This is a genomic window from Pseudomonas sp. MM227, assembly GCF_947090715.1.
In the GTDB taxonomy this organism is placed as follows: domain Bacteria; phylum Pseudomonadota; class Gammaproteobacteria; order Pseudomonadales; family Pseudomonadaceae; genus Aquipseudomonas; species Aquipseudomonas baltica.
Window position 1 is genome coordinate 404672 of sequence record NZ_OX352319.1, and the last position, 20330, is coordinate 425001.

General features: G+C 62.5%; 19 protein-coding genes. 12 read left to right on the forward strand and 7 right to left on the reverse strand.

Going from position 1 to position 20330, the window contains the following annotated elements; genetic code table 11:
• Positions 1-50: 50 nt before the first annotated feature.
• The 9 genes from ONG87_RS01810 to ONG87_RS01850 all read left to right on the forward strand — a co-directional run bounded on the left by ONG87_RS01810 (position 51) and on the right by ONG87_RS01850 (position 10910).
• Positions 51-761, forward strand: coding sequence for a conjugal transfer protein TraX (locus ONG87_RS01810; protein WP_264382096.1), 711 nt, complete (start codon positions 51-53; stop codon positions 759-761).
• Positions 762-922: 161 nt separating this feature from the next.
• Entirely contained in the window at positions 923-2176 is a 1254-nt protein-coding gene (gene glyA / locus ONG87_RS01815; protein ID WP_122480436.1) for a serine hydroxymethyltransferase, read from the forward strand.
• A 16-nt stretch (positions 2177-2192) separates the two neighbouring features.
• Entirely contained in the window at positions 2193-3443 is a 1251-nt protein-coding gene (locus ONG87_RS01820) for a sarcosine oxidase subunit beta family protein (RefSeq protein ID WP_122480435.1), read from the forward strand.
• Between the two features lie 14 nt (positions 3444-3457).
• Positions 3458-3784 carry a sarcosine oxidase subunit delta gene (locus tag ONG87_RS01825; protein ID WP_122480434.1) on the forward strand — a complete coding sequence of 109 codons (327 nt, stop codon included), beginning with the start codon at positions 3458-3460 and terminating at the stop codon, positions 3782-3784.
• On the forward strand, positions 3781-6798 hold the full coding sequence (locus ONG87_RS01830; protein ID WP_264382097.1) for a sarcosine oxidase subunit alpha: 3018 nt from the start codon (positions 3781-3783) through the stop codon (positions 6796-6798). The genes ONG87_RS01825 and ONG87_RS01830 overlap by 4 nt, the downstream gene beginning before the upstream one ends.
• A 163-nt stretch (positions 6799-6961) precedes the next feature.
• Complete coding sequence (locus ONG87_RS01835) at positions 6962-7594, forward strand: sarcosine oxidase subunit gamma (RefSeq protein WP_122480432.1); 633 nt, start codon at positions 6962-6964, stop codon at positions 7592-7594.
• Between the two features lie 142 nt (positions 7595-7736).
• A complete protein-coding gene (gene purU, locus ONG87_RS01840) occupies positions 7737-8594 on the forward strand; it encodes a formyltetrahydrofolate deformylase (RefSeq protein ID WP_185794946.1) in 858 nt (285 codons plus the stop codon).
• A gap of 200 nt (positions 8595-8794) precedes the next feature.
• Positions 8795-9994, forward strand: coding sequence for a formaldehyde dehydrogenase, glutathione-independent (gene fdhA / locus ONG87_RS01845; protein ID WP_122480430.1), 1200 nt, complete (start codon positions 8795-8797; stop codon positions 9992-9994).
• Between the two features lie 343 nt (positions 9995-10337).
• On the forward strand, positions 10338-10910 hold the full coding sequence (locus ONG87_RS01850; protein WP_122480429.1) for a DUF2780 domain-containing protein: 573 nt from the start codon (positions 10338-10340) through the stop codon (positions 10908-10910).
• On the opposite strand, the gene ONG87_RS01855 is transcribed toward ONG87_RS01850, so the two are convergent.
• Positions 10911-11801, reverse strand: coding sequence for an acyltransferase (locus tag ONG87_RS01855; RefSeq protein WP_264382098.1), 891 nt, complete (start codon positions 11799-11801; stop codon positions 10911-10913).
• Between the two features lie 143 nt (positions 11802-11944).
• Here ONG87_RS01855 and ONG87_RS01860 point away from each other — a divergent pair, with 143 nt between their 5' ends.
• The 3 genes from ONG87_RS01860 (at position 11945) to ONG87_RS01870 (ending at position 13266) form a co-directional block, all read left to right on the forward strand.
• Positions 11945-12448, forward strand: coding sequence for an ATP-dependent zinc protease (locus ONG87_RS01860; RefSeq protein ID WP_122480427.1), 504 nt, complete (start codon positions 11945-11947; stop codon positions 12446-12448).
• Between the two features lie 153 nt (positions 12449-12601).
• The gene (locus ONG87_RS01865) at positions 12602-12865 is read left to right on the forward strand and encodes an antitoxin (protein WP_185794949.1); all 264 of its coding nucleotides are present in this window, start codon (positions 12602-12604) and stop codon (positions 12863-12865) included.
• Complete coding sequence (locus tag ONG87_RS01870; RefSeq protein ID WP_192055813.1) at positions 12862-13266, forward strand: type II toxin-antitoxin system VapC family toxin; 405 nt, start codon at positions 12862-12864, stop codon at positions 13264-13266. Before ONG87_RS01865 ends, ONG87_RS01870 begins: the two co-directional genes overlap by 4 nt.
• A gap of 13 nt (positions 13267-13279) precedes the next feature.
• Here ONG87_RS01870 and ONG87_RS01875 read toward each other — a convergent pair whose 3' ends face one another.
• From ONG87_RS01875 to ONG87_RS01900, 6 genes are all read right to left on the reverse strand, one after another.
• Entirely contained in the window at positions 13280-13903 is a 624-nt protein-coding gene (locus tag ONG87_RS01875) for a glutathione S-transferase (protein ID WP_240998857.1), read from the reverse strand.
• Between the two features lie 151 nt (positions 13904-14054).
• On the reverse strand, positions 14055-15749 hold the full coding sequence (locus ONG87_RS01880) for an ABC transporter ATP-binding protein (RefSeq protein WP_264382099.1): 1695 nt from the start codon (positions 15747-15749) through the stop codon (positions 14055-14057).
• A 329-nt stretch (positions 15750-16078) separates the two neighbouring features.
• Positions 16079-16261, reverse strand: a complete 183-nt coding sequence (locus ONG87_RS01885; RefSeq protein ID WP_264382892.1) for a hypothetical protein — start codon at positions 16259-16261, stop codon at positions 16079-16081.
• Positions 16258-17382, reverse strand: coding sequence for a PepSY domain-containing protein (locus ONG87_RS01890; RefSeq protein WP_185794953.1), 1125 nt, complete (start codon positions 17380-17382; stop codon positions 16258-16260). The genes ONG87_RS01885 and ONG87_RS01890 overlap by 4 nt, the downstream gene beginning before the upstream one ends.
• A 143-nt stretch (positions 17383-17525) precedes the next feature.
• Positions 17526-18233: a PolC-type DNA polymerase III gene (locus ONG87_RS01895; protein WP_264382100.1), complete on the reverse strand. Its 708-nt coding sequence runs from the start codon at positions 18231-18233 to the stop codon at positions 17526-17528.
• On the reverse strand, positions 18230-20173 hold the full coding sequence (locus ONG87_RS01900; RefSeq protein WP_192059015.1) for a putative nucleotidyltransferase substrate binding domain-containing protein: 1944 nt from the start codon (positions 20171-20173) through the stop codon (positions 18230-18232). Before ONG87_RS01900 ends, ONG87_RS01895 begins: the two co-directional genes overlap by 4 nt.
• Positions 20174-20330: the final 157 nt, after the last annotated feature.

The window sequence follows — 20330 nt, forward strand, 5'->3', positions numbered from 1 at the left end:
TGGCCGCGAAGAGGCCGGTATGACAACCCAAAAACTGGAGCTTTTCTCGGATGATCCGACATCACGCACTGGATCTGCTCAAATGGCTGGCCATGCTGTGCATGGTCCTCGACCACCTGCGCTATGTCGGCTGGTCGCTGGACTTCCTCTACGTGCCGGGCCGCCTGGCTTTCCCCTGGTTCTGCCTGGCGATTGCCGCCAACCTGACGCGCCGCCCTGAGGCTCCCCTGGGCGGCCGCTACCTGGCCTGGTTGCTGAGCTTCGCCGCTCTGTCGGAAATCCCCTACCGCCTGTTCGTCTACCCGGCCGACACTCTCAACGTGCTGCCCACCCTCGCTCTGGGCTTGATCGTGGCCAAGGCCTGGCAGCAACGTCGACTACCCGCCATGGCCGCACTTGGCTGCGCGGTGGTTGCCGTGGCGGCGTTGTTCGACCACCAGCTGATGTTCGGTCTGGCGGGGGTGCTGCTGCCATTGGGGTTTGTCCTGGCCTGGCAGCGCCCGCTGTACTGGGCGTTGCCCCTGGGCGTGCTGTGCCTGGCCGCCAACGCCTGGGCCAACCTGTTCGAATCCGCGCGGCACTTCTACTGGCCGGCAATCGGCGGCATCGTTGCCTGTCTGCTGGCACCAGGGCTAGGCCTGCTGGTGCTGCGCGTCGGGATACACCAGGCAGTTGTCCCCATGCGCCGTTGGGCGTACGCCATCTACCCCCTGCATTTCCTCGCCCTGCTGGGCCTGCGCCTGCTGTTGCGGGCACTCTGACGCTGGCCTGATCGCGCCATGTCGTAAACGAACCTCTGCAAGGCGCGCGCAGGCATTTGGTCGGATCGCGCCGGCCCTACCATCGCAATCAAAGGGGGCAGCCGTTGCCGGTCGCCTTCGTCCAACATGCCAGGCGCCACGCCGCCGCTGGGGAGACCGCGATGTTCAGCAAACAAGATCAGATCCAAGGTTATGACGACGTCCTGCTGGCTGCCATGAACGCCGAGGACCAGCGTCAGGAAGACCACATCGAACTGATCGCCTCGGAAAACTACACCAGCAAGCGCGTGATGGAAGCCCAGGGCAGCGGCCTCACCAACAAGTACGCCGAAGGCTATCCGGGCAAGCGCTACTACGGTGGCTGCGAGCACGTGGACAAGGTCGAGCAACTGGCCATCGATCGCGCCAAGCAACTGTTCGGTGCCGACTATGCCAACGTCCAGCCGCACTCGGGTTCCCAGGCCAACGCCGCGGTCTACCTGGCACTGTTGCAGGCCGGCGATACGGTCTTGGGCATGAGCCTGGCCCATGGCGGTCACCTGACCCACGGTGCCAAGGTCAGCTTCTCCGGCAAGCTCTACAACGCCGTGCAGTACGGCATCGACACCGACACCGGCCTGATCGACTACGACGAAGTCGAGCGCCTGGCGGTCGAGCACCAGCCGAAGATGATCATTGCGGGCTTTTCGGCCTACTCCAAGACCCTCGACTTCCCTCGCTTCCGTGAAATCGCCGACAAGGTCGGAGCCTACCTGTTCGTCGACATGGCCCACGTTGCCGGGCTGGTTGCCGCTGGCCTGTACCCCAACCCGATCCCGTTCGCCGACGTGGTCACCACCACCACCCACAAGACCCTGCGCGGTCCGCGTGGCGGGCTGATCCTGGCCCGTGCCAACGAAGCCCTGGAAAAGAAATTCAACGCCGCGGTATTCCCCGGCGGCCAGGGCGGCCCGCTGATGCATGTGATCGCTGCCAAGGCGGTGTGCTTCAAGGAAGCGCTGGAGCCCGAGTTCAAGACCTACCAGCAGCAGGTCATCGACAACGCCCAGGCCATGGCCGGCGTGTTCATCGAGCGTGGCTTCGACGTGGTGTCCGGCGGTACCGACAACCACCTGTTCCTGGTCAGCCTGATTCGCCAGGGCCTCACCGGCAAAGACGCCGACGCCGCCCTGGGCCGTGCGCACATTACCGTGAACAAGAACGCCGTGCCGAATGACCCGCAGTCACCGTTCGTGACCTCGGGCCTGCGCATCGGTACCCCAGCGGTCACCAGCCGTGGTTTCAAAGTGGCCCAGTGCCTTGATCTGGCCGGCTGGATCTGCGACATCCTCGACAATTTGGGCGATGCCGACGTCGAGGCCAACGTGGCCCGTCACGTGACGGCCCTGTGCAGCGACTTCCCGGTCTACCGCTGAGAGTGGAGTGAACACCATGCAACGTTATTCTGGCTTCGGCCTTTTCAAGCACTCGCTCAGCCACCACGAAAACTGGCAGCGCATGTGGCGCACACCGACCCCCAAGAAGGTCTACGACGTCGTCATCGTCGGCGGCGGCGGGCACGGCCTGGCGACCGCCTATTACCTGGCCAAGGTCCACGGCATCACCAATGTGGCCGTGGTCGAGAAGGGCTGGCTGGGCGGCGGCAATACCGCGCGCAACACCACCATCGTGCGCTCCAACTACCTGTGGGATGAGTCGGCCCACCTGTACGAACATGCCATGAAACTGTGGGAAGGCTTGTCCCAGGACATCAACTACAACGTGATGTTTTCCCAGCGCGGCGTGTACAACCTGTGCCACACCCTGCAGGACATGCGCGACTCCGAACGCCGCGTCAGCGCCAACCGCCTCAACGGCGTGGACGGCGAGTTGTTGAACAACAAGCAGGTGGCCGAAGAGATCCCCTACCTGGACTGCACCAAGAACACCCGTTACCCGATCATCGGCGCCACCGTCCAGCGCCGTGGCGGCGTGGCCCGTCACGACGCCGTGGCCTGGGGCTATGCCCGCGCCGCCGATGCCCTGGGCGTGGACCTGATCCAGCAGACCGAAGTGACCGGCTTTCGCAAGGAAAACGGCGTGTGCATCGGTGTCGAAACCAACAAGGGTTTCATCGGTGCCAAGCGCGTCGGTGTGGTTACCGCCGGCAACTCCGGGCACATGGCCAAGCTGGCCGGTTTCCGCCTGCCGGTCGAATCCCATCCGCTGCAGGCGCTGGTGTCTGAGCCGATCAAGCCCATCATCGACAGCGTGATCATGTCCAACGCCGTCCATGGTTACATCAGCCAGTCGGACAAGGGCGACCTGGTGATCGGTGCCGGTATCGACAGCTGGGTCGGCTACGGCCAGCGCGGTTCGTACCCGATCATCGAACACACCCTGCAGGCCATCGTCGAAATGTTTCCTGTGCTCTCGCGGGTGCGCATGAACCGCCAGTGGGGCGGCATCGTCGACACCACACCGGACGCCTGCCCGATCATCTCCAAGACCCCGGTGCCGAACATGTTCTTCAATTGCGGCTGGGGCACCGGTGGCTTCAAGGCCACGCCGGGCTCGGGCCATGTGTTCGCGGCCAGCCTGGCCACGGGCGAGATGCACCCACTGGCCAAGCCGTTTTCCATCGAGCGCTTCCACAACGGCGCGTTGATCGACGAACACGGCGCCGCCGCCGTCGCCCACTGACAGGAGAAACCACCATGCTCAACATCTTCTGTCCACACTGTGGCGAGCTGCGCAGCGAAGAAGAATTCCACTGCTCGGGCCAGGCGCACATTGCCCGCCCGCTCGACCCGGGTGCGTGCACCGACGCGCAATGGGGCGAGTACATGTTCTTCCGCAACAACCCGCGCGGCCTGCAGCACGAGCTGTGGATCCATGCCGCCGGTTGCCGCCAGTATTTCAATGCGACCCGCAACACGGTGACCTACGAGATCCTGGAAACCTATCGCATCGGCAGCCAGCCGCAGTTCGTCGAAAAGACCATTGATGAGGCGCCGCAGATCGCCTCGGGAGACAAGCCATGAGCCAGGTCAATCGCCTCTCCACCGGCGGACGTCTGGAGCGCAGCAAGAAGCTGACCTTCACCTTCAATGGCGCGACCTACATCGGCTATGAAGGCGACACCCTGGCCTCGGCCCTGCTGGCCAATGGCGTCGACGTGATCGGCCGCAGCTTCAAGTATTCGCGTCCGCGCGGCATCGTCGCAGCCGGTGCCGAGGAGCCCAACGCGGTGCTGCAGATCGGCGCCACCGAAGCCACTCAGATCCCCAACGTGCGGGCGACCCAGCAGGCGCTGTACCAGGGCCTGGTTGCCACCAGCACCAACGGCTGGCCGAACGTCAATACCGACATGATGGGTATCCTCGGCAAGGTCGGCGGCAAGCTGATGCCGCCGGGGTTCTACTACAAGACCTTCATGTACCCGCAGTCCTTCTGGATGACCTACGAGAAGTACATCCGCAAGGCTGCCGGCCTGGGTCGTTCGCCGACCGAAGTGGACCCGGATTCCTACGACTACATGAGCCGCACCTGCGACGTGCTGGTGGTCGGCGCCGGCCCTGCCGGCCTTGCCGCTGCCCTGGCCGCCGCACGCAGTGGCGCCCGGGTGATCCTGGCCGACGAGCAGGAAGAGTTCGGCGGCTCGCTGCTCGACACCCGTGAAAGCCTCGATGGCAAGCCTGCCGGCGAATGGGTCGCCGCAGTGATCAGCGAGCTTGCAGGCATGCCTGAAGTGGTGCTGTTGCCCCGCGCCACGGTCAACGGCTACCACGACCATAATTTCCTGACCATTCACCAGCGCCTCACCGATCACCTTGGCGACCGTGCGCCGATGGGCCAGGTCCGCCAACGCATGCACCGGGTTCGCGCCGGGCGCGTGGTGCTGGCAACCGGCACCCACGAGCGGCCCCTGGTGTACGGCAACAACGACGTGCCGGGCAACATGCTGGCCGGCGCCATCTCTACCTATGTACGTCGCTACGGCGTGGCACCGGGCAAGAAACTGGTGCTGTCGACCAACAACGACCACGCCTACCGCGTAGCCCTGGACTGGCACGACGCCGGCCTCAAGGTGGTCGCCGTGGCCGATGCCCGCCACAACCCGCGCGGCGCGCTGGTCGAGGAAGCACGGGCCAAGGGTATTCGCATCCTCACCGCGAGCGCGGTGATCGAAGCTCGCGGCAGCAAGCATGTCACCGCTGCCCGCGTCGCTGCCATCGATGTCAAGGCGCACAGGGTAGTCAGCCCCGGCGAATGGCTCGATTGCGACCTGGTCGGCAGCTCGGGCGGTTACAGCCCGGTGGTGCACCTGGCCTCGCACCTGGGCGGCAAGCCCGTCTGGCGTGAAGACATCCTCGGCTTCGTGCCGGGCGAAGCACCGCAGAAACGCCTGTGCGTCGGCGGCGTGAACGGCGTGTATGCCTTGGCCGATGCCATGGCCGACGGTTTCGAAGGCGGTGCCCGAGCGGCCTCGGAAACAGGCTTCGGCGTCGTCGAAGGGACCTTGCCCAATGTCTTGACCCGCGTCGAAGAGCCGACCCTGGCGCTGTTCCAGGTGCCCCACGACAAGGGCACGGCGCGCGCGCCGAAGCAATTCGTCGACCTGCAGAACGACGTCACTGCGGCCGCCATCGAACTGGCTACCCGCGAGGGTTTCGAGTCGGTCGAGCACGTCAAGCGCTACACCGCGCTGGGCTTCGGCACCGACCAGGGCAAGCTGGGCAACGTCAACGGCCTGGCTATCGCCGCCCGCTCGCTGAACGTCACCATTCCGGAAATGGGCACGACCATGTTCCGCCCCAACTACACGCCGATCACCTTCGGTGCGGTGGCCGGGCGTCACTGTGGCCACCTGTTCGAGCCGGTGCGTTTCACCGCGCTGCATGCCTGGCATGTGAAGAACGGTGCCGAGTTCGAAGACGTCGGCCAATGGAAGCGCCCCTGGTACTTCCCCAAGCGTGGCGAGGACATCCATGCTGCCGTAGCCCGCGAGTGCAAGGCGGTGCGCGACAGCGTCGGTCTGCTGGACGCCTCGACCCTGGGCAAGATCGACATCCAGGGCCCGGACGCCCGCGAATTCCTCAACCGCATCTACACCAACGCCTGGACCAAGCTGGACGTGGGCAAGGCACGCTACGGCCTGATGTGCAAGGAAGACGGGATGGTCTTCGACGACGGTGTCACCGCCTGTCTGGCCGACAACCACTTCCTGATGACCACCACCACCGGCGGTGCCGCGCGGGTCCTGCAATGGCTGGAAATCTACCAGCAGACCGAATGGCCAGACCTGAAGGTGTACTTCACTTCGGTCACCGACCATTGGGCGACCCTGACCCTGTCCGGCCCCAACAGCCGCAAGCTGCTCAGTGAAGTGACCGACATCGACCTGGACAAGGACGCTTTCGGCTTCATGACCTGGAAAGAAGGGCAGGTGGGGGGTGTGCCGGCGCGCGTGTTCCGCATCTCCTTCACCGGCGAGCTGTCGTACGAGGTCAACGTCCAGGCCGACTACGCCATGGGCGTGCTGGAGAAGATCATCGAGGCCGGCAAGCAGTACAACCTGACCCCCTACGGCACAGAAACCATGCACGTGCTGCGTGCCGAGAAGGGCTTCATCATCGTCGGCCAGGACACCGACGGATCGATGACCCCCGACGACCTGAACATGGGCTGGTGTGTCGGGCGGACCAAGCCCTTCTCGTGGATCGGCTGGCGCGGCATGAACCGCGAAGACACCGTGCGCCACGAGCGCAAACAACTGGTCGGCCTCAAGCCGGTCGATCCGAACAAGTGGTTGCCCGAGGGTGCCCAGTTGGTGTTCGACCCCAAGCAGGCGATCCCCATGAGCATGGTCGGCCACGTAACGTCGAGCTATGCCAGCAACTCGCTGGGTTATTCGTTCGCGATGGGTGTGGTCAAGGGCGGTCTCAAGCGCATGGGCGAACGGGTGTTCTCGCCGCAGGCCGATGGCAGCGTGATCGAAGCCGAAATCGTCTCCTCGGTGTTCTTCGATCCGAAGGGCGAGCGGCAGAACATCTGAGGGCGGGGCGCCAGCGATCCTGTGGGAGCGGGCTCTGCCCGCGAAAAAACGCTGCGGTGTGCCAGACCCACCGCAGCGAGCCCTCCGCGATCACTGACCGCTCCCACGATGGTTTTCCATCTTTTTCCAGGCTTGAACAGCATTCACTGACAGGTGCAGCAAAATGACCACAGTCAACGTATACCAGCAACGCCCCGCTTCGGGCGCCAAGGCCGAAGACCCGCTCCACCATGCCGACCTCGCCAGCCTGGTCGGCAAGGGTCGCCAGGGCGCCGGTGTGACCCTGCGCGAGAAAAAGCTGCTGGGTCACCTGACCCTGCGCGGCGACGGCCATGACCCGATCTTTGCCGGCGCCGTGCACAAGGCAACCGGCCTGGAATTGCCCGGCGCTTTGAGCCTGGTCAGCAGCGGCGACACGTCGCTGCAGTGGCTGGGCCCGGACGAGTGGCTGCTGATCGTTCCCGGTGGCGAGGAACTGGCCACCGAGCAACGCCTGCGCGAAGCGCTGGCCGGGCTGCATGTCGCGGTGGTCAACGTCAGCGGCGGCCAGTCGCTGATCGAACTGAGCGGGCCGAACGTGCGCGACGTGCTGATGAAGTCCACGAGCTACGATGTGCACCCGAACAATTTTCCGGTAGGCAAGGCGGTGGGCACCGTGTTCGCCAAGTCTCAGCTGGTGATCCGCCGCACCGACGAGGACACCTGGGAGCTGTTGATCCGCCGCAGCTTCGCCGATTACTGGTGGCTGTGGTTGCAGGATGCCTCGGCCGAGTATGGGCTGAGCATCCAGGCCTGACAGTGCAGGGATTGCACAGCCCTGTGGGAGTGGTCATCGACCGCGAACCAGGCGCCGCGGTGCATCGGACATACCACCGTGCGCCGTTCGCGGCCGATGACCGCTCCTACAGTTGTTTCGACCTCGACACCAAGGACTACCCATGAGCCGCGCCCCTGACACCTGGATCCTCACCGCCGATTGCCCCAGCGTATTGGGCACGGTGGATGCGGTTACGCGCTACCTGTTCGAGCAGGGCTGCTATGTCACCGAGCACCACTCGTTCGATGACCGACTGTCGTCGCGCTTCTTCATCAGGGTCGAGTTTCGTCAGCCCGACGGCTTCGATGAAGTTGCCTTTCGCGAAGGCCTCGCCGAGCGCGGAGCCAGCTTCGGCATGATCTTCGAGTTGACCGCGCCGCAATACCGGCCCAAGGTGGTGATCATGGTTTCCAAGGCCGATCACTGCCTCAACGACTTGCTCTACCGCCAGCGCATCGGCCAGTTGCCGATGGACGTGGTCGCAGTGATCTCCAACCACCCGGACCTCGAGCCGCTGGCGCGCTGGCACGACATTCCCTACTACCATTTTCCGCTCGACCCCAAGGACAAGCCCTCCCAGGAGCGCAAGGTGTTGCAGGTGATCGAGCAGGCCGGCGCCGAACTGGTGATCCTCGCCCGCTACATGCAGGTGTTGTCGCCAGAGCTGTGTCGGCGTCTGGACGGGTGGGCGATCAACATCCATCACTCGTTGCTGCCTGGTTTCAAGGGCGCCAAACCCTATCATCAGGCCTACAACAAAGGCGTCAAACTGGTCGGGGCAACGGCGCACTACATCAACAACGATCTGGACGAAGGTCCGATCATCACCCAGGGTGTAGAGGTGGTCGATCACAGTCACTACCCCGAAGACCTCATCGCCAAGGGCCGCGACATCGAATGCCTGACCCTGGCCCGAGCCATCGGCTACCACATCGAGCGCCGCGTGTTCCTCAACGCCAACCGCACGGTAGTGCTGTAGCAGCGGCGCGAGCCGCGTTCGGCCCTGATGTGATGTGTCAGATGTACCGCGCCGTCATTGACGCGGCTCGCGCCGCTGCTACGGACGACCGCGCATTCCTGTAGCAGCGGCGCGAGCCGCGTCAGGGCATCGCACGAACAAACGCATGACCGCAGCACGCAAAACCCAAGCTCAAAAACAACAAACAGCGAGGTGAAAGCATGTCTGGTAATCGTGGAGTGGTGTATCTGGGCTCCGGCAAAGTCGAAGTGCAGAATATCGATTTCCCCAAATTGCAGGACCCCAGGGGCAAACGCATCGAGCATGGCGTGATCCTGCGCGTGGTCTCGACCAACATCTGCGGCTCCGACCAGCACATGGTCCGTGGCCGTACCACCGCTCAGGTCGGCCTGGTGCTGGGCCATGAGATCACGGGCGAAGTCATCGAAGCCGGTCGCGACGTAGAACACCTGAAAGTCGGCGATCTGGTTTCGGTACCGTTCAACGTCGCCTGCGGCCGCTGCCGCTCCTGCAAGGAGCAGAACACCGGCGTCTGCCTGACCGTCAACCCGGCGCGCCCCGGCGGCGCCTATGGTTACGTCGACATGGGCGACTGGGTCGGTGGCCAGGCCGAGTTCGTGCTGGTGCCCTATGCGGACTTCAACCTGCTGAAGCTGCCGGACCGCGATGCCGCCATGGAGAAGATCCGCGACCTGACGTGCCTCTCCGACATTCTGCCGACCGGCTATCACGGTGCCGTGACCGCAGGCGTTGGCCCTGGCAGTACCGTCTACGTGGCCGGTGCAGGCCCTGTCGGGCTCGCTGCCGCGGCTTCCGCGCGCCTGCTGGGTGCGGCAGTGGTGATCATCGGTGACGTCAACCCGGTACGTCTGGCGCATGCCAAGGCCCAGGGCTTCGAGATTGCCGACCTGTCCCAGGACACACCGTTGCACGAGCAGATCGCCGCCTTGCTGGGCGAGCCGGAAGTGGATTGCGCAGTCGATGCGGTAGGCTTCGAAGCACGCGGTCACGGTCACAGCGGGGCCAAGGCAGAAGCACCGGCTACCGTGCTCAACTCATTGATGGGCGTGGTGCGTGTGGCGGGCAAGATCGGCATTCCCGGCCTGTACGTTACCGAAGATCCGGGCGCGGTGGACGCGGCGGCGAAGATGGGCAGCCTGAGCATTCGCTTCGGACTGGGTTGGGCCAAGTCACACAGCTTCCATACCGGCCAGACGCCAGTGATGAAGTACAACCGGCAGCTGATGCAGGCCATCATGTGGGACCGCATCAAGATCGCCGATATCGTCGGCGTGGAAGTCATCTCGCTGGACGAGGCCCCGCGCGGCTACGGCGAATTCGACGCGGGCGTACCGAAGAAATTCGTCATCGACCCGCACAAACTGTTCAGCGCCGCCTGACCAGACCCGCTCCCACAACCTCCCTGTGGGAGCGGGGCGGGCGACGAGCCCTCTGCCCGCGAAAACGCAACGCGTCGCGCCTGATGCGCCACGGTTCTCTGTGGGAGCGGGCTCTGCCCGCGAAAAGTACACCGCGCAGTACCTGAATCCTGTGGGAGCGGGCTCTGCCCGCGAAGAGTACACCGCGCAGTACCTGAATCACCGCAGCGCGCCCTTCGCGGCCACAGACCGCTCCTACGTGGCTTCATCTTTGCCATTACACAATTTTCACCCCCGAGGAACATAATGGGACCGAACTGCCGTTTGACGACGGTCCGTCTATCTGTCCCGAGGTTGCTGCACAATGAACATCACTCGCGCCATGGCCCTGGCTTCCCTGATGGCCGTTGCCACCAGTCCCGCCTTCGCCTTCAACCTGAACGACGCGGTCAATGCCGCCTCCACCCTGCAGAACGGCAAGCAAGGCAACAACGCCGCCGTCGCTGCAGCCCCGGAAGCCGCAGGCCTGCTGAACACCTTGGGTTCGACCCTGAACATCACTCCGACCCAGGCCATCGGCGGCACCGGCGCCATGCTGGGCCTGGCCAAGAATCAACTCAGCACCGCCGACTATTCGCAACTGAGCAAATCCGTTCCCGGCATCGACAAGCTTTCGGGCAACAACGCCTTGGGTGGATTGGGTGGCCTGAGCGGCCTGCTCGGCAAGTCCGACCAGAAAAACATCAGCGCACTGAACAACGCCCTTGGCGACGTGAAAACCACCAGCGACATGAACAGCGCCTTCAGCGCGCTGGGCATGAACAGCGGCATGGTCGGTCAGTTCGCGCCAGTCATTCTTCAGTACCTGGGCCAGCAGGGTGTCGGCGGCCCGTTGCTGCAAAGCCTGGGCAGCATCTGGGGCGCCACCGGCAGCTGATCAACGTCCCGATTCGGTGCGCAATGTGCCGATCAATTGGTCTTTCTCGGTCCATAGCTGGTTGACCCAGTTCTGGACCTTGAGCCGAAATACCGCATCGTTTTCATAATCGCCATCGATCAGACCCGGATCGATGCTGCGCGACTTGATATCCACGATCACCTTGCGCACATCCCCGCACAACAGGTTCCAGAAGCCCGGGATACGCCCGTGCGGATACACCACCGTGACGTCCAGCAAGCGATCCAGTTGCGGCCCCATCGCGGCCAGTACGAAGGCCACGCCGCCTGCCTTGGGCTTGAGCAGATAGCGGAAAGGGGAGGCCTGCTGCTCGCGCTTGGCCTGGGTGAAGCGAGTCCCTTCCAGATAATTGACGATGGTCACCGGCTGACGCTTGTACAGCTCGCACGCCGCCTTGGTGATTTCCAGGTCCTGGCCCTTGAGGTGTGGGTGCTTGTCCAGAAACGCCTTGCTGTAGCGCTTCATGAACGGATAGTCCAGCGCCCACCAGGCCAGCCCCAGGAACGGTACCCAGATCAGCTCCTTCTTCAGAAAGAACTTGAAGAACGGCGCGCGACCATTGAGTGCCTGGATCAACGCGGCAATGTCGATCCACGACTGGTGATTGCTTACCACCAGATAGGACGTGCCCTTGCGCAGGTCGCGTGCCCCGCGAATATCCCACTCGGTACAAGTGCAGACCTTGAAGATCAGTTTGTCGATCTCCGACCAGGTCTCGGCAATCCACATGACCGCCGCCGAGGCATGATCGCGCCAGCGACCACGTACCCCCAGCTTGACCAAGGCGAACACCAGCAAGGGGCCGATCAACACCAGCGTATTGAGCAGCAGAAGGGCGGTCGCAAGACAGCCGGTGAGAAGGCGGCGCATAGGGCTACTCTGGCTTCATGAAGCAGGCAATGATAAGCACAAGCGCGGCTGTAACCAATTCTGCCCGAGGGTTTCGTCAACAAATGTTTCACTTTTATCTCGGTATGCTGCGCGCATTGCACACTGCCCCGAAGGAATCCCAGGTGAAGAACGTACTCGCCCTGTTGTCCATACTGGCCCTGCCCGCGCTGGCAGCAGAGCCGACCCTGTATGGCCGCTATGAATACATCAAACTGCCCGAAATTGGCGGGCAGACGCTCAAGGCCAAGATGGACACCGGCGCACTGACAGCGTCGCTGTCGGCCAAGGACATCCAGACGTTCACCCGCGACGGCGACGACTGGGTACGCTTTCGCCTGGCCACCAAGGACGCCGACAACAAGGTTTACGAGCACAAGATCTCGCGCATGAGCAAGATCAAGAACCGCGCCGAAGAAGACGACGATGGTGAAGGTACCGAAGTCTCGCAACGCCCCGTGGTCGACCTGGAGCTGTGCCTGGGCGACGTCAAGCGCACCATCGAGGTCAACCTGGTAGACCGCAGCAGCTTCAACTACCCCCTGCTGATCGGCGCCAAAGGCCTGCGTGAATTCAAGGCCGCGGTAAACCCTGCCCGCCGCTTCGTTGCCGACAAGCCCGACTGCTGATTCTGCGTATGACAGGCTGGCAATGCGCCTGTCACGTATCCAACGTGCATTAATCAGGATCGTGAGGCCTGCGAGGCGAACGGAAAATCTCTCATTTTCCCCCCTTGGATGCTGGTATATATTGTGGTGTATACCAGCACTGGGGAATGCACCATGTCTCAGACAGCGAAAGTCTTCGTAAATGGTCGAAGCCAAGCCGTGCGCTTGCCTGCCGCTTTCCGATTCGACACCGATGAAGTCTTCATACGGCGCGATCCCGAGACCGGCGATGTTATTTTGTCCAGAAAGCCGGATTCATGGGATGAGTTTCTGGCACTTGTCGCGGAAGGTGGCGTTCCAGACGACTTCCTGAACGCCGACGATCGCACCCAGGCGGGTGGTGAAAACCGTGATCCACTTGACGGTATCCCTGAATGAAGCAGCTGATGCTGGACACCAATACAGTCAGCTACCTGCTCAAGGGGCATCCAGCGGTCATCAAGAACTTGAGCGCTGTGCCCATGGCATCGGTGTGCATTTCCTCCATCACCGAGGCAGAGTTGCTTTATGGCTTGGCCAAGCGACCGTCGGCGCAGCGATTGGCGGGGCTTGTCAATGCGTTCTTGAAAACCGTCGATATCCTTCCCTGGGGCAGCCAGGCGGCCCAGGCCTATGGCTCGAGCCGAGCCGTAGGCGAGCGTCGCGGGCAATGTCTGGGCACATTGGACGGCCTTATCGCCGCCCATAGCCTTTCGCTCGGGATGACACTGGTCACCAGTGACAAGGCGTTTCGTCTTGTCGAGGGACTCGAGGTACAGGACTGGTGCGAGGTCGCGTGAGCACCCCGGCCTGTCAGGCCGACGGCACAGTCGAGCGCAGCGACTCGCGCTCACTCACCTCGGCATACCACCCTGCCAACCCCGGATAGCGCTGCCGCCAGCCAGACTCCGGCATGCGAAAATCAACATACCCCAGCGCACAGGCCACCCCGATCGCTGCGATATCGAACGCTGCGCTCAACTCCGCGACCGCCGTGGCCTCCAGATACGCCAGTCCCCGTTCGATCTTTTCCGCCTGATTATCCAGCCACAACGGCCAGTGCAGCTCAGGCGGCCGCAGGGCCTTCTCGTAGCGAATCAGCACGGCCGCGTCGAGCATCGCATCCGCCAATGACGCCACCGTCAACCGCCGCCAGCGCGACGCCCCTTCCCGAGGGATCAGCGGGTTGCCCACATGCTGGTGATCCAGATACTCCAGGATCACCCGACTGTCATGCAGCGTAGTGCCGTCTTCGAGCACCAACGCCGGAATCTTCCCGGCCGGGTTGTCCTGGTTCACTGACGCATCCGGACTGACAGGGCTCAACGCCACCGTCTTCAGCGCGACCCGCTCCAACTGACCGGTCTCATGCAGCAGCACCATGACCTTGCGAGCAAAGGGGGAGGCGGGGTTGTGGTAGAGCGTCATGGCGGGCATGAGGTGTTCTCCTTGGATAAGGAAACACCCTGTATCAGCGTGGAGACGGGGTCAAGCCGTCCCAACTCGATTGTGATCCAAAGCTCTCGGACCTGGATTGTCTTGGCCAGGAATGCAGGCGCGTAGCTCGAGTTACGCACAGGGCTGACGCTCAGCGTTCTGCCATTTCCGCTATGCCGTTGAGCAGACCTGCCTCCTTTCTCAACAGCTGCCATGGCCCATCGGCAACGATCTTGCCCTGCTGAATAACCAGAACCCGGTCGAAACGCGCCAATGCTTCGATATCGTGAGTAACGCAGATCAACCCTTTACCTTTGAATGCATGCATCAGGGTGTCCCACGTTGCCATGGCCAGCTCCTGATCGAGTGAAGCGGTTGGCTCGTCGAAAAGATTGAAGCGTCCAGGTCTGTTCAACAAGCGAAGCAGGCCAAGCCGCTTGGCCTGTCCACCGGAAAGGTTGGAAGCGTTGTCGTTGAGATTCAATTGGCTCAGGAGTGCGCTCAATGATAGTTGCCGGGCCTGCTTCAACAGTTCAGGTCCGGCGGCATGGCCATACATCACGCCCGATTCCAGATCGCCCGGCAGAAATACCGGACTTTGCGGGCAGTACCGCAGCGCGCGCAGCTGCGAGGCGCCGCGGGTCCGCTGAACGCAGATACCATTCAAAGAGAGATATTGTCGATACGCCGCATCCATACCCGCCAGCAACTCGAGCAATGTTGACTTGCCTGCACCACTGGGGCCCGTGATGGCCACGCTCTCATCGGACTTGAATCGCAGGGAAGCGTCGAGCGTCAAAAGTCGGCCTGACACCTCGCATGCTGCCAACTCCAAGGAGGAGATGAGGGGTGTCCCAGGTTCCAGTGATCGGTCCGGTCCATCGAATCGCGGAAGGCTGAGGGTCTGCTGCAGTTTCACTCTGTCAGCCATGAACTGGTGGGCCGAACGATAGGCTTCGGCAATGCCCGATATGTTGGTGAGAAATCCACCCGCAATCGAGCATAGGGCAACCAACTCGCCGATGGTCAATGTCGGGTTCGCCACCCCTTGGTTTCGAACGCCCCACACCAGAAGTCCACACGTGGAAAGCCCGATGAAGAGCATTTTCGCGGACCCCAGTGCCGCGGCAGAACTGGCGACGGTGGTAGCGCAACGCGCGTAGCGCTCGAATGCCAGGTTGAGCGGGGATAGCGTTCGTTCTGCCGCGCCTTCCAGCTTGATCGACCGTGCGGCGCGCAGCGTGCTGAACAGACATTCAGAGACTTCGTCTTCGCTGTCGTTGACGTCATTGATATGTCGAGTCCGCCACTGGATGATTCTGTGGCACACATATAAATAGATGCATGACGCCGTCAACAGCGCTGCAAAGAGTTGGGCGCCGCCAAAGTGCACAAACAGAACGCTGACGACAAGGATTTCGATGATCAGGGGAAGCCCAACGGTGATAAAGAAATTCAGTATCTGCTCATGAGCGGTAATACCTCGATCCGTCGCTTTGATCAAATGGCCGATTCTCAGATTGTCGAAGACGCAGAATTCTTTCTTGAAGATTTCTGCTAGCCAGCTGATGGATCGATCCTTGACCGTCTGCTGCACCAGTCGGGTAAGCACATACGTCTGGATGGGTGCAACCGCAGCTGTCACCAGTATGACCAACGCATAACCACCGAGCAGATAAGGTATCGTCAGGTTTTCAGCGCTGTTGTCGAGTGACAGGTTGTCAATAATAGAACCCAGCAAGAGTGGAGGCGCAAACAGCGAAAGTTTGAGGATGAATATCGTGATCAAGGTAGCCCCGAACAGGGCTGGCCTTTGCGTTACTGCATGCGCCAGGAAACGCCTCATACCGATGGGGCCTCATTTCAATGTTGGTTTGTTCACGAGCTGAATGCACAATTAGCCCGAGCAAACCAGTGGGCGTAGTGCGAGGCAGATAGAGATATCATTATGTTTGATTCGATACAACGTTAACGCACAGTGCTGCGTCCTGAAAAATTGTAGGATATTTAACAGTGAGCTATCAGAGTAATTAGCTTCAAAGTAGGGCGTGATCTTCGATTGTTTGATGTAGAACGGTTTGATGTGTAGGATTTGGAAACTTCGGTTGCTCGGATGATAAAGTTAAACAAAACATTACCGCCTAGTTAACTAGGGGTAACTTCCTTCCTCCCAGCTCAGCCCTTCCTCACCAATCCCCACACCCCCATCACCGCAGGAACCCCCAACCCCACCCACGCCAGGGCATCCCACCCGCCATCCCCCAGCAGGGCAGCGAACAATCCGGTGGCGCCGAGCACGCCGACCAACAGCGGAATGCGGAACACCGGCCAGAACATCGACTTCTTCCTTTTCGTCACGCAGTGGCCTCTGCGCCAGAGGCCTTGGCGGCGCGGCGTCGGACCCACCACAGGTACACGCCACTGCCCAGCACGATGATGGTCAATACATCCAGCGCCGCCCACAGGATCTGCATCGGCATGCCGCCGTAATCGCCGAAGTGCAGCGGCTGCGACAGGCCCATGGCGTCCATGTACCAAGGCCGTTCGACCACGGCAGTGACGTCCAGCGTGGTGGCGTCGATCAGCACTGGCGTCAGCAGGTGCGAGGTCAGGTGGGTACCGCCTTGCATGAACACCGCGTAATGGTGTTCGCTGGAAAAGCGCGTCCCGGGGAAGGCGATGAAGTCGGGTGTCATGCCTGGCGCAGCGCCGTGGGCGATGTCCAACAGGCGGGTGGCGGGCGCCAGTTGTTTGAGCGGTGGCGCGTCGCGGTAGGGTTCGATCAAGGCGCTGAGGGTTTCTGCCCGCCAGGCACCGATCAGCAGGTCGGCGCAGGCGCTGATCACCCCCGTCACGCCCACTACCAGCGCCCAGGTCAAGGTGACTACGCCGATCAGGTTGTGCAGGTCGAGCCAGCGGGTGCGGGTGGATTTCTGATTGCGCACGGTGCCAAACGTGAGTTTGCGCATGAACGGCGCATACAGCACCACTCCGGAAACGATCGCCAGCACGAACAGCAGACCCATGAATGCCAGCAACAGCTTGCCGGGCAGGCCGGCATACATGTCCACATGCAGGCGCAGCATGACCATCATGAAGCCACCGTTGGCCGAGGGCGTTTCCACGGCTTCGCCGGTACGCGCATCGAGCATGAAGGTGTGCGACGAATTGGGCTCGGTGTCGGCGGTGGCAGCGGTAATCGCCAGCACGCCGTGAGGCTCGTCCTCGTCCCAGCCGAAGTATTGCACCACTTCACCCGCACGATGGGCCTGGGCGGCTTCCACCAGCTGTTGCAGATCCAGTTGCGGCGTGTTGGCAGGCATTTCGCGGAACTGTGGCGCATCGCCCAGCAGGTGTTCGATCTCGTGATGGAACACCAGGGGCAGGCCAGTGATGGCCAGCATCAGCAGGAAAAGGGTGCAGATCAGGCTGGTCCAGGTGTGGATGAAGGACCAGCGGCGGATGGTGGTGCTTTTCATTTCAGGGCCTGCAAAAAGAACCCAGCCGTCCACATTGGGATGGCTGGGTCACGGAGCGTCAAGTGCCAGGACGTTATCACCTGTAGTCGAGACTGGCGACCGCTGTCGGGTAGCGATCGTGTGCATACACGCCTTTGCGCTGGTCAGAACACCTGGTTCTGTTGCCTGCGCCGCCACTGGCTCACTTTTTCGGCCAAGGCGCGGGGGCTGTCCAGACCTTGACGGCGCGCACGGCTGAACAGCAGCATGGCCAATTCCGCGGTCACCAGCGCATCGGCACTGGCGTGATGGCGCTCGCCGACCTGCAGGCCGAAATGCATGGTCCAGTCGTCCAGTCCAGCTGCGCGCAGCAGCGCATCGGGGCAGAGCATCGGGGCCAGCTCGGCGACATCGATGAAGGGGTGTTGCAACGTGTAGCCCAGACTGTCCTTGAGCGCGCGGCCCAGCATGTGCTCGTCGAACGGTGCATGGAACGCCAGCAGCGGGCTGTCGCCGACGAAGGTCATGAAATCGAGCAGGGCGTCTGCCGGCGCCTGGCCGGCGGCGATCGCTTCCGGCCCCAGGCCATGGATCAACACACTGGCGCCCAGGCGAGGTTGCTCGCGCAGCAATGTGCGTTCGAACTGCTGAGAGAAGTCCACCGCGCCGTCTTCGATGACCACCGCGCCGATCGACAGCACCTGGTCCTTGTTCAGGTTCAAGCCACTGGTTTCCAGGTCCAGCACCACCCAGCGCTGTTCGCGCAGGCTGCAGTCAGCCAAAGGCTGCGGGCCTGGCAACCCTTGCAGGCGCTGCTGCAGCTCGACTGCCAGCGGGGTGGGGCGTGGCCGTCGCCACGGGAACAAATTCACAGTTGATACCTCAGGCTCAGGCTGGCCTGCAGGCGTTGGGCCTGACGCAGCGACTCGCGCAGGATGCGCCGGTCCAGGTGGTTGAGCTCGGCGGGGTCGATGCGATTGGAGTAGGGCAAGTGCTGCCGGGCCTGGGCCTGATGCTGCTGCATGCGCGTCTGCTGGATGAAATGGTACGCCTCTTCGTAGGCGGCGCCGTCCTGCGCGTCGATGACCTCCTTGGCCACCAGTTGGCGCAGGCGCTCCAGGGTATTGCCGGTGTCGATGCCGTTGGCCAGGGCCAGCAGGCGCGCGCCGTCAACGAAGGGCGTCAGGCCTTGCACCTTGAGGTCCAGGGTGGCTGCCTTGTCGCTGCCTTGACGGGTCAGCACGAAGTCGCGAAAGCGCCCCACCGGTGGGCGTTGGCGCAAGGCGTTCTGCGCCAGCATGCGCTGAAACAGGCGATTGTCGGCCACCTGCTCCAGCACGCTGCGGCGCAACTGCGCACACGCCGAATCATCGCCCCATACCGTGCGCAGGTCGAAGTAGATGCTCGAATTGAGCAGGTTCTCCGGGCTCGCTTCGCGAATGAAGCCGGCGAAACGCCGTGCCCATTCCAGACGCGACAGGCACAGCTCGGGGTTGCTGGCCATGACGTTGCCCGAGCACAGGCTGAAGCCGCACTGTGCCAGGGCCAGGTTGATCTGGTGCGCCAGTGGCAGCAGCTTGCCGCGGATTTCGGCAGCGTGGGCAGCGTCGCGGGCTTCGAAGACGATGCCGTTGTCCTGATCGGTGTGCAGGGTCTGCTCGCGGCGGCCTTCACTGCCGAAACACAGCCAACTGAAAGGCACGCCCGGATCACCGCGCTCTTCCAGCACCAGCTCGATCACCCGGCAGACGGTGTGATCGTTGAGCAAGGTAATGAGCTGGGTGATCTGCGTCGACGATGCGCCATGGGCCAGCATGCGCTCGACCAGAGCGCTGATCTCCCCACGCAAGGCAATCAGTTGTTCCAGGCGCGAGGCATGGCGAATGGTGCGTGCCAGGTGCACCAGATCCACCCGCTGCAGGGAAAACAGGTCGCGCTCGGAGACCACGCCGCACAGGCGCTGGTCTTTCACCAGACAGACATGGGCGATGTGCCGTTCGGTCATGGCCACGGCAGCATCGAAGGCGCTGGCTTCAGGGCTGAGATGGAAGGGCCGCGGGATCATGTAGCGCTCGATGCCCGCACCGAAATCGGTGGCCGCGTCGGCCACGGCCTGGCGCAGGTCGCGCAGGGTGAAAATGCCCTGGGGGGCCTTCAAGTCATCGACGATGACGATGCTGCCCACTTGCTGCTCGTGCATCAGCCGCACGGCGTCGCGCAGCGGCAGAGAGCCTGAGCAGGTCACCGGGTGGCGCATGGCAAGGTCCCCCAGTCGGGTGTTCAGCGAATACTGGGTGCCCAGGGTTTCCACGGCCTGGCGCTGCACTTGCTGGTTGACCTGGTCGAGCAGGCTGCTCACCCCGCGCAGGGCGAAGTCGCGGAACACCGTCGACAGCGCGAACAGCTTGATGAAGGCCGGCTTGTTCAATTGCAGGCAGAAGGTGTCTTCGGCTGCCAGATGCTCGGTGCGCGTGGCCCGTTCGCCGAGCAGGGCGGCCAGCGGGAAGCACTCGCCGGCAGTGATCTCGAACGTGGTTTCGGTGCCGCGACGCGCACTGTGCGGCCGCTCGCCCACCACCTGCCCCTGCTTGACGATATAGAAATGCTCGACAGCGCCATCGGCCGGTTTGATGATGCTTTCACCGCCGGCATAGAAGCGCAGCTGGCACTGCTCGACCAGGTACGCCAGGTGGGCGTTTTCCATCTGGTTGAACGGTGGGAAGCGTTGCAGGAACTGCACGGTGCCGTGGATGTTCTGCAGCACCGCGGTCTTGCCCGCCTGGGTGAAGGCGTCGGTTTTGCTCATGGCCATTACCGCTCGATAGGTCGAATCGGAAGTTGTTGTTATGGGAGATTTGTCTTTATCGTTCGGCCATGGTCGACTGCATGGGCGAAGGTGCCCATTGGACGTAAGTCTAAAAGGCGGGATCGAGCGCAATGGCCAGATGGATAGGTTCTGGATGACGGGA

Bases quoted from the DNA above. Each gene is read 5' to 3' on its own strand.
- ONG87_RS01810 (WP_264382096.1), top strand. From the start codon at position 51: ATGATCCGACATCACGCACTGGATCTGCTCAAATGGCTGGCCATGCTG.
- glyA (WP_122480436.1), top strand. From the start codon at position 923: ATGTTCAGCAAACAAGATCAGATCCAAGGTTATGACGACGTCCTGCTG.
- ONG87_RS01820 (WP_122480435.1), top strand. From the start codon at position 2,193: ATGCAACGTTATTCTGGCTTCGGCCTTTTCAAGCACTCGCTCAGCCAC.
- ONG87_RS01825 (WP_122480434.1), top strand. From the start codon at position 3,458: ATGCTCAACATCTTCTGTCCACACTGTGGCGAGCTGCGCAGCGAAGAA.
- ONG87_RS01830 (WP_264382097.1), top strand. From the start codon at position 3,781: ATGAGCCAGGTCAATCGCCTCTCCACCGGCGGACGTCTGGAGCGCAGC.
- ONG87_RS01835 (WP_122480432.1), top strand. From the start codon at position 6,962: ATGACCACAGTCAACGTATACCAGCAACGCCCCGCTTCGGGCGCCAAG.
- purU (WP_185794946.1), top strand. From the start codon at position 7,737: ATGAGCCGCGCCCCTGACACCTGGATCCTCACCGCCGATTGCCCCAGC.
- fdhA (WP_122480430.1), top strand. From the start codon at position 8,795: ATGTCTGGTAATCGTGGAGTGGTGTATCTGGGCTCCGGCAAAGTCGAA.
- ONG87_RS01850 (WP_122480429.1), top strand. From the start codon at position 10,338: ATGAACATCACTCGCGCCATGGCCCTGGCTTCCCTGATGGCCGTTGCC.
- ONG87_RS01855 (WP_264382098.1), bottom strand. From the start codon at position 11,801: ATGCGCCGCCTTCTCACCGGCTGTCTTGCGACCGCCCTTCTGCTGCTC.
- ONG87_RS01865 (WP_185794949.1), top strand. From the start codon at position 12,602: ATGTCTCAGACAGCGAAAGTCTTCGTAAATGGTCGAAGCCAAGCCGTG.
- ONG87_RS01870 (WP_192055813.1), top strand. From the start codon at position 12,862: ATGAAGCAGCTGATGCTGGACACCAATACAGTCAGCTACCTGCTCAAG.
- ONG87_RS01875 (WP_240998857.1), bottom strand. From the start codon at position 13,903: ATGCCCGCCATGACGCTCTACCACAACCCCGCCTCCCCCTTTGCTCGC.
- ONG87_RS01880 (WP_264382099.1), bottom strand. From the start codon at position 15,749: ATGAGGCGTTTCCTGGCGCATGCAGTAACGCAAAGGCCAGCCCTGTTC.
- ONG87_RS01890 (WP_185794953.1), bottom strand. From the start codon at position 17,382: ATGAAAAGCACCACCATCCGCCGCTGGTCCTTCATCCACACCTGGACC.
- ONG87_RS01900 (WP_192059015.1), bottom strand. From the start codon at position 20,173: ATGGCCATGAGCAAAACCGACGCCTTCACCCAGGCGGGCAAGACCGCG.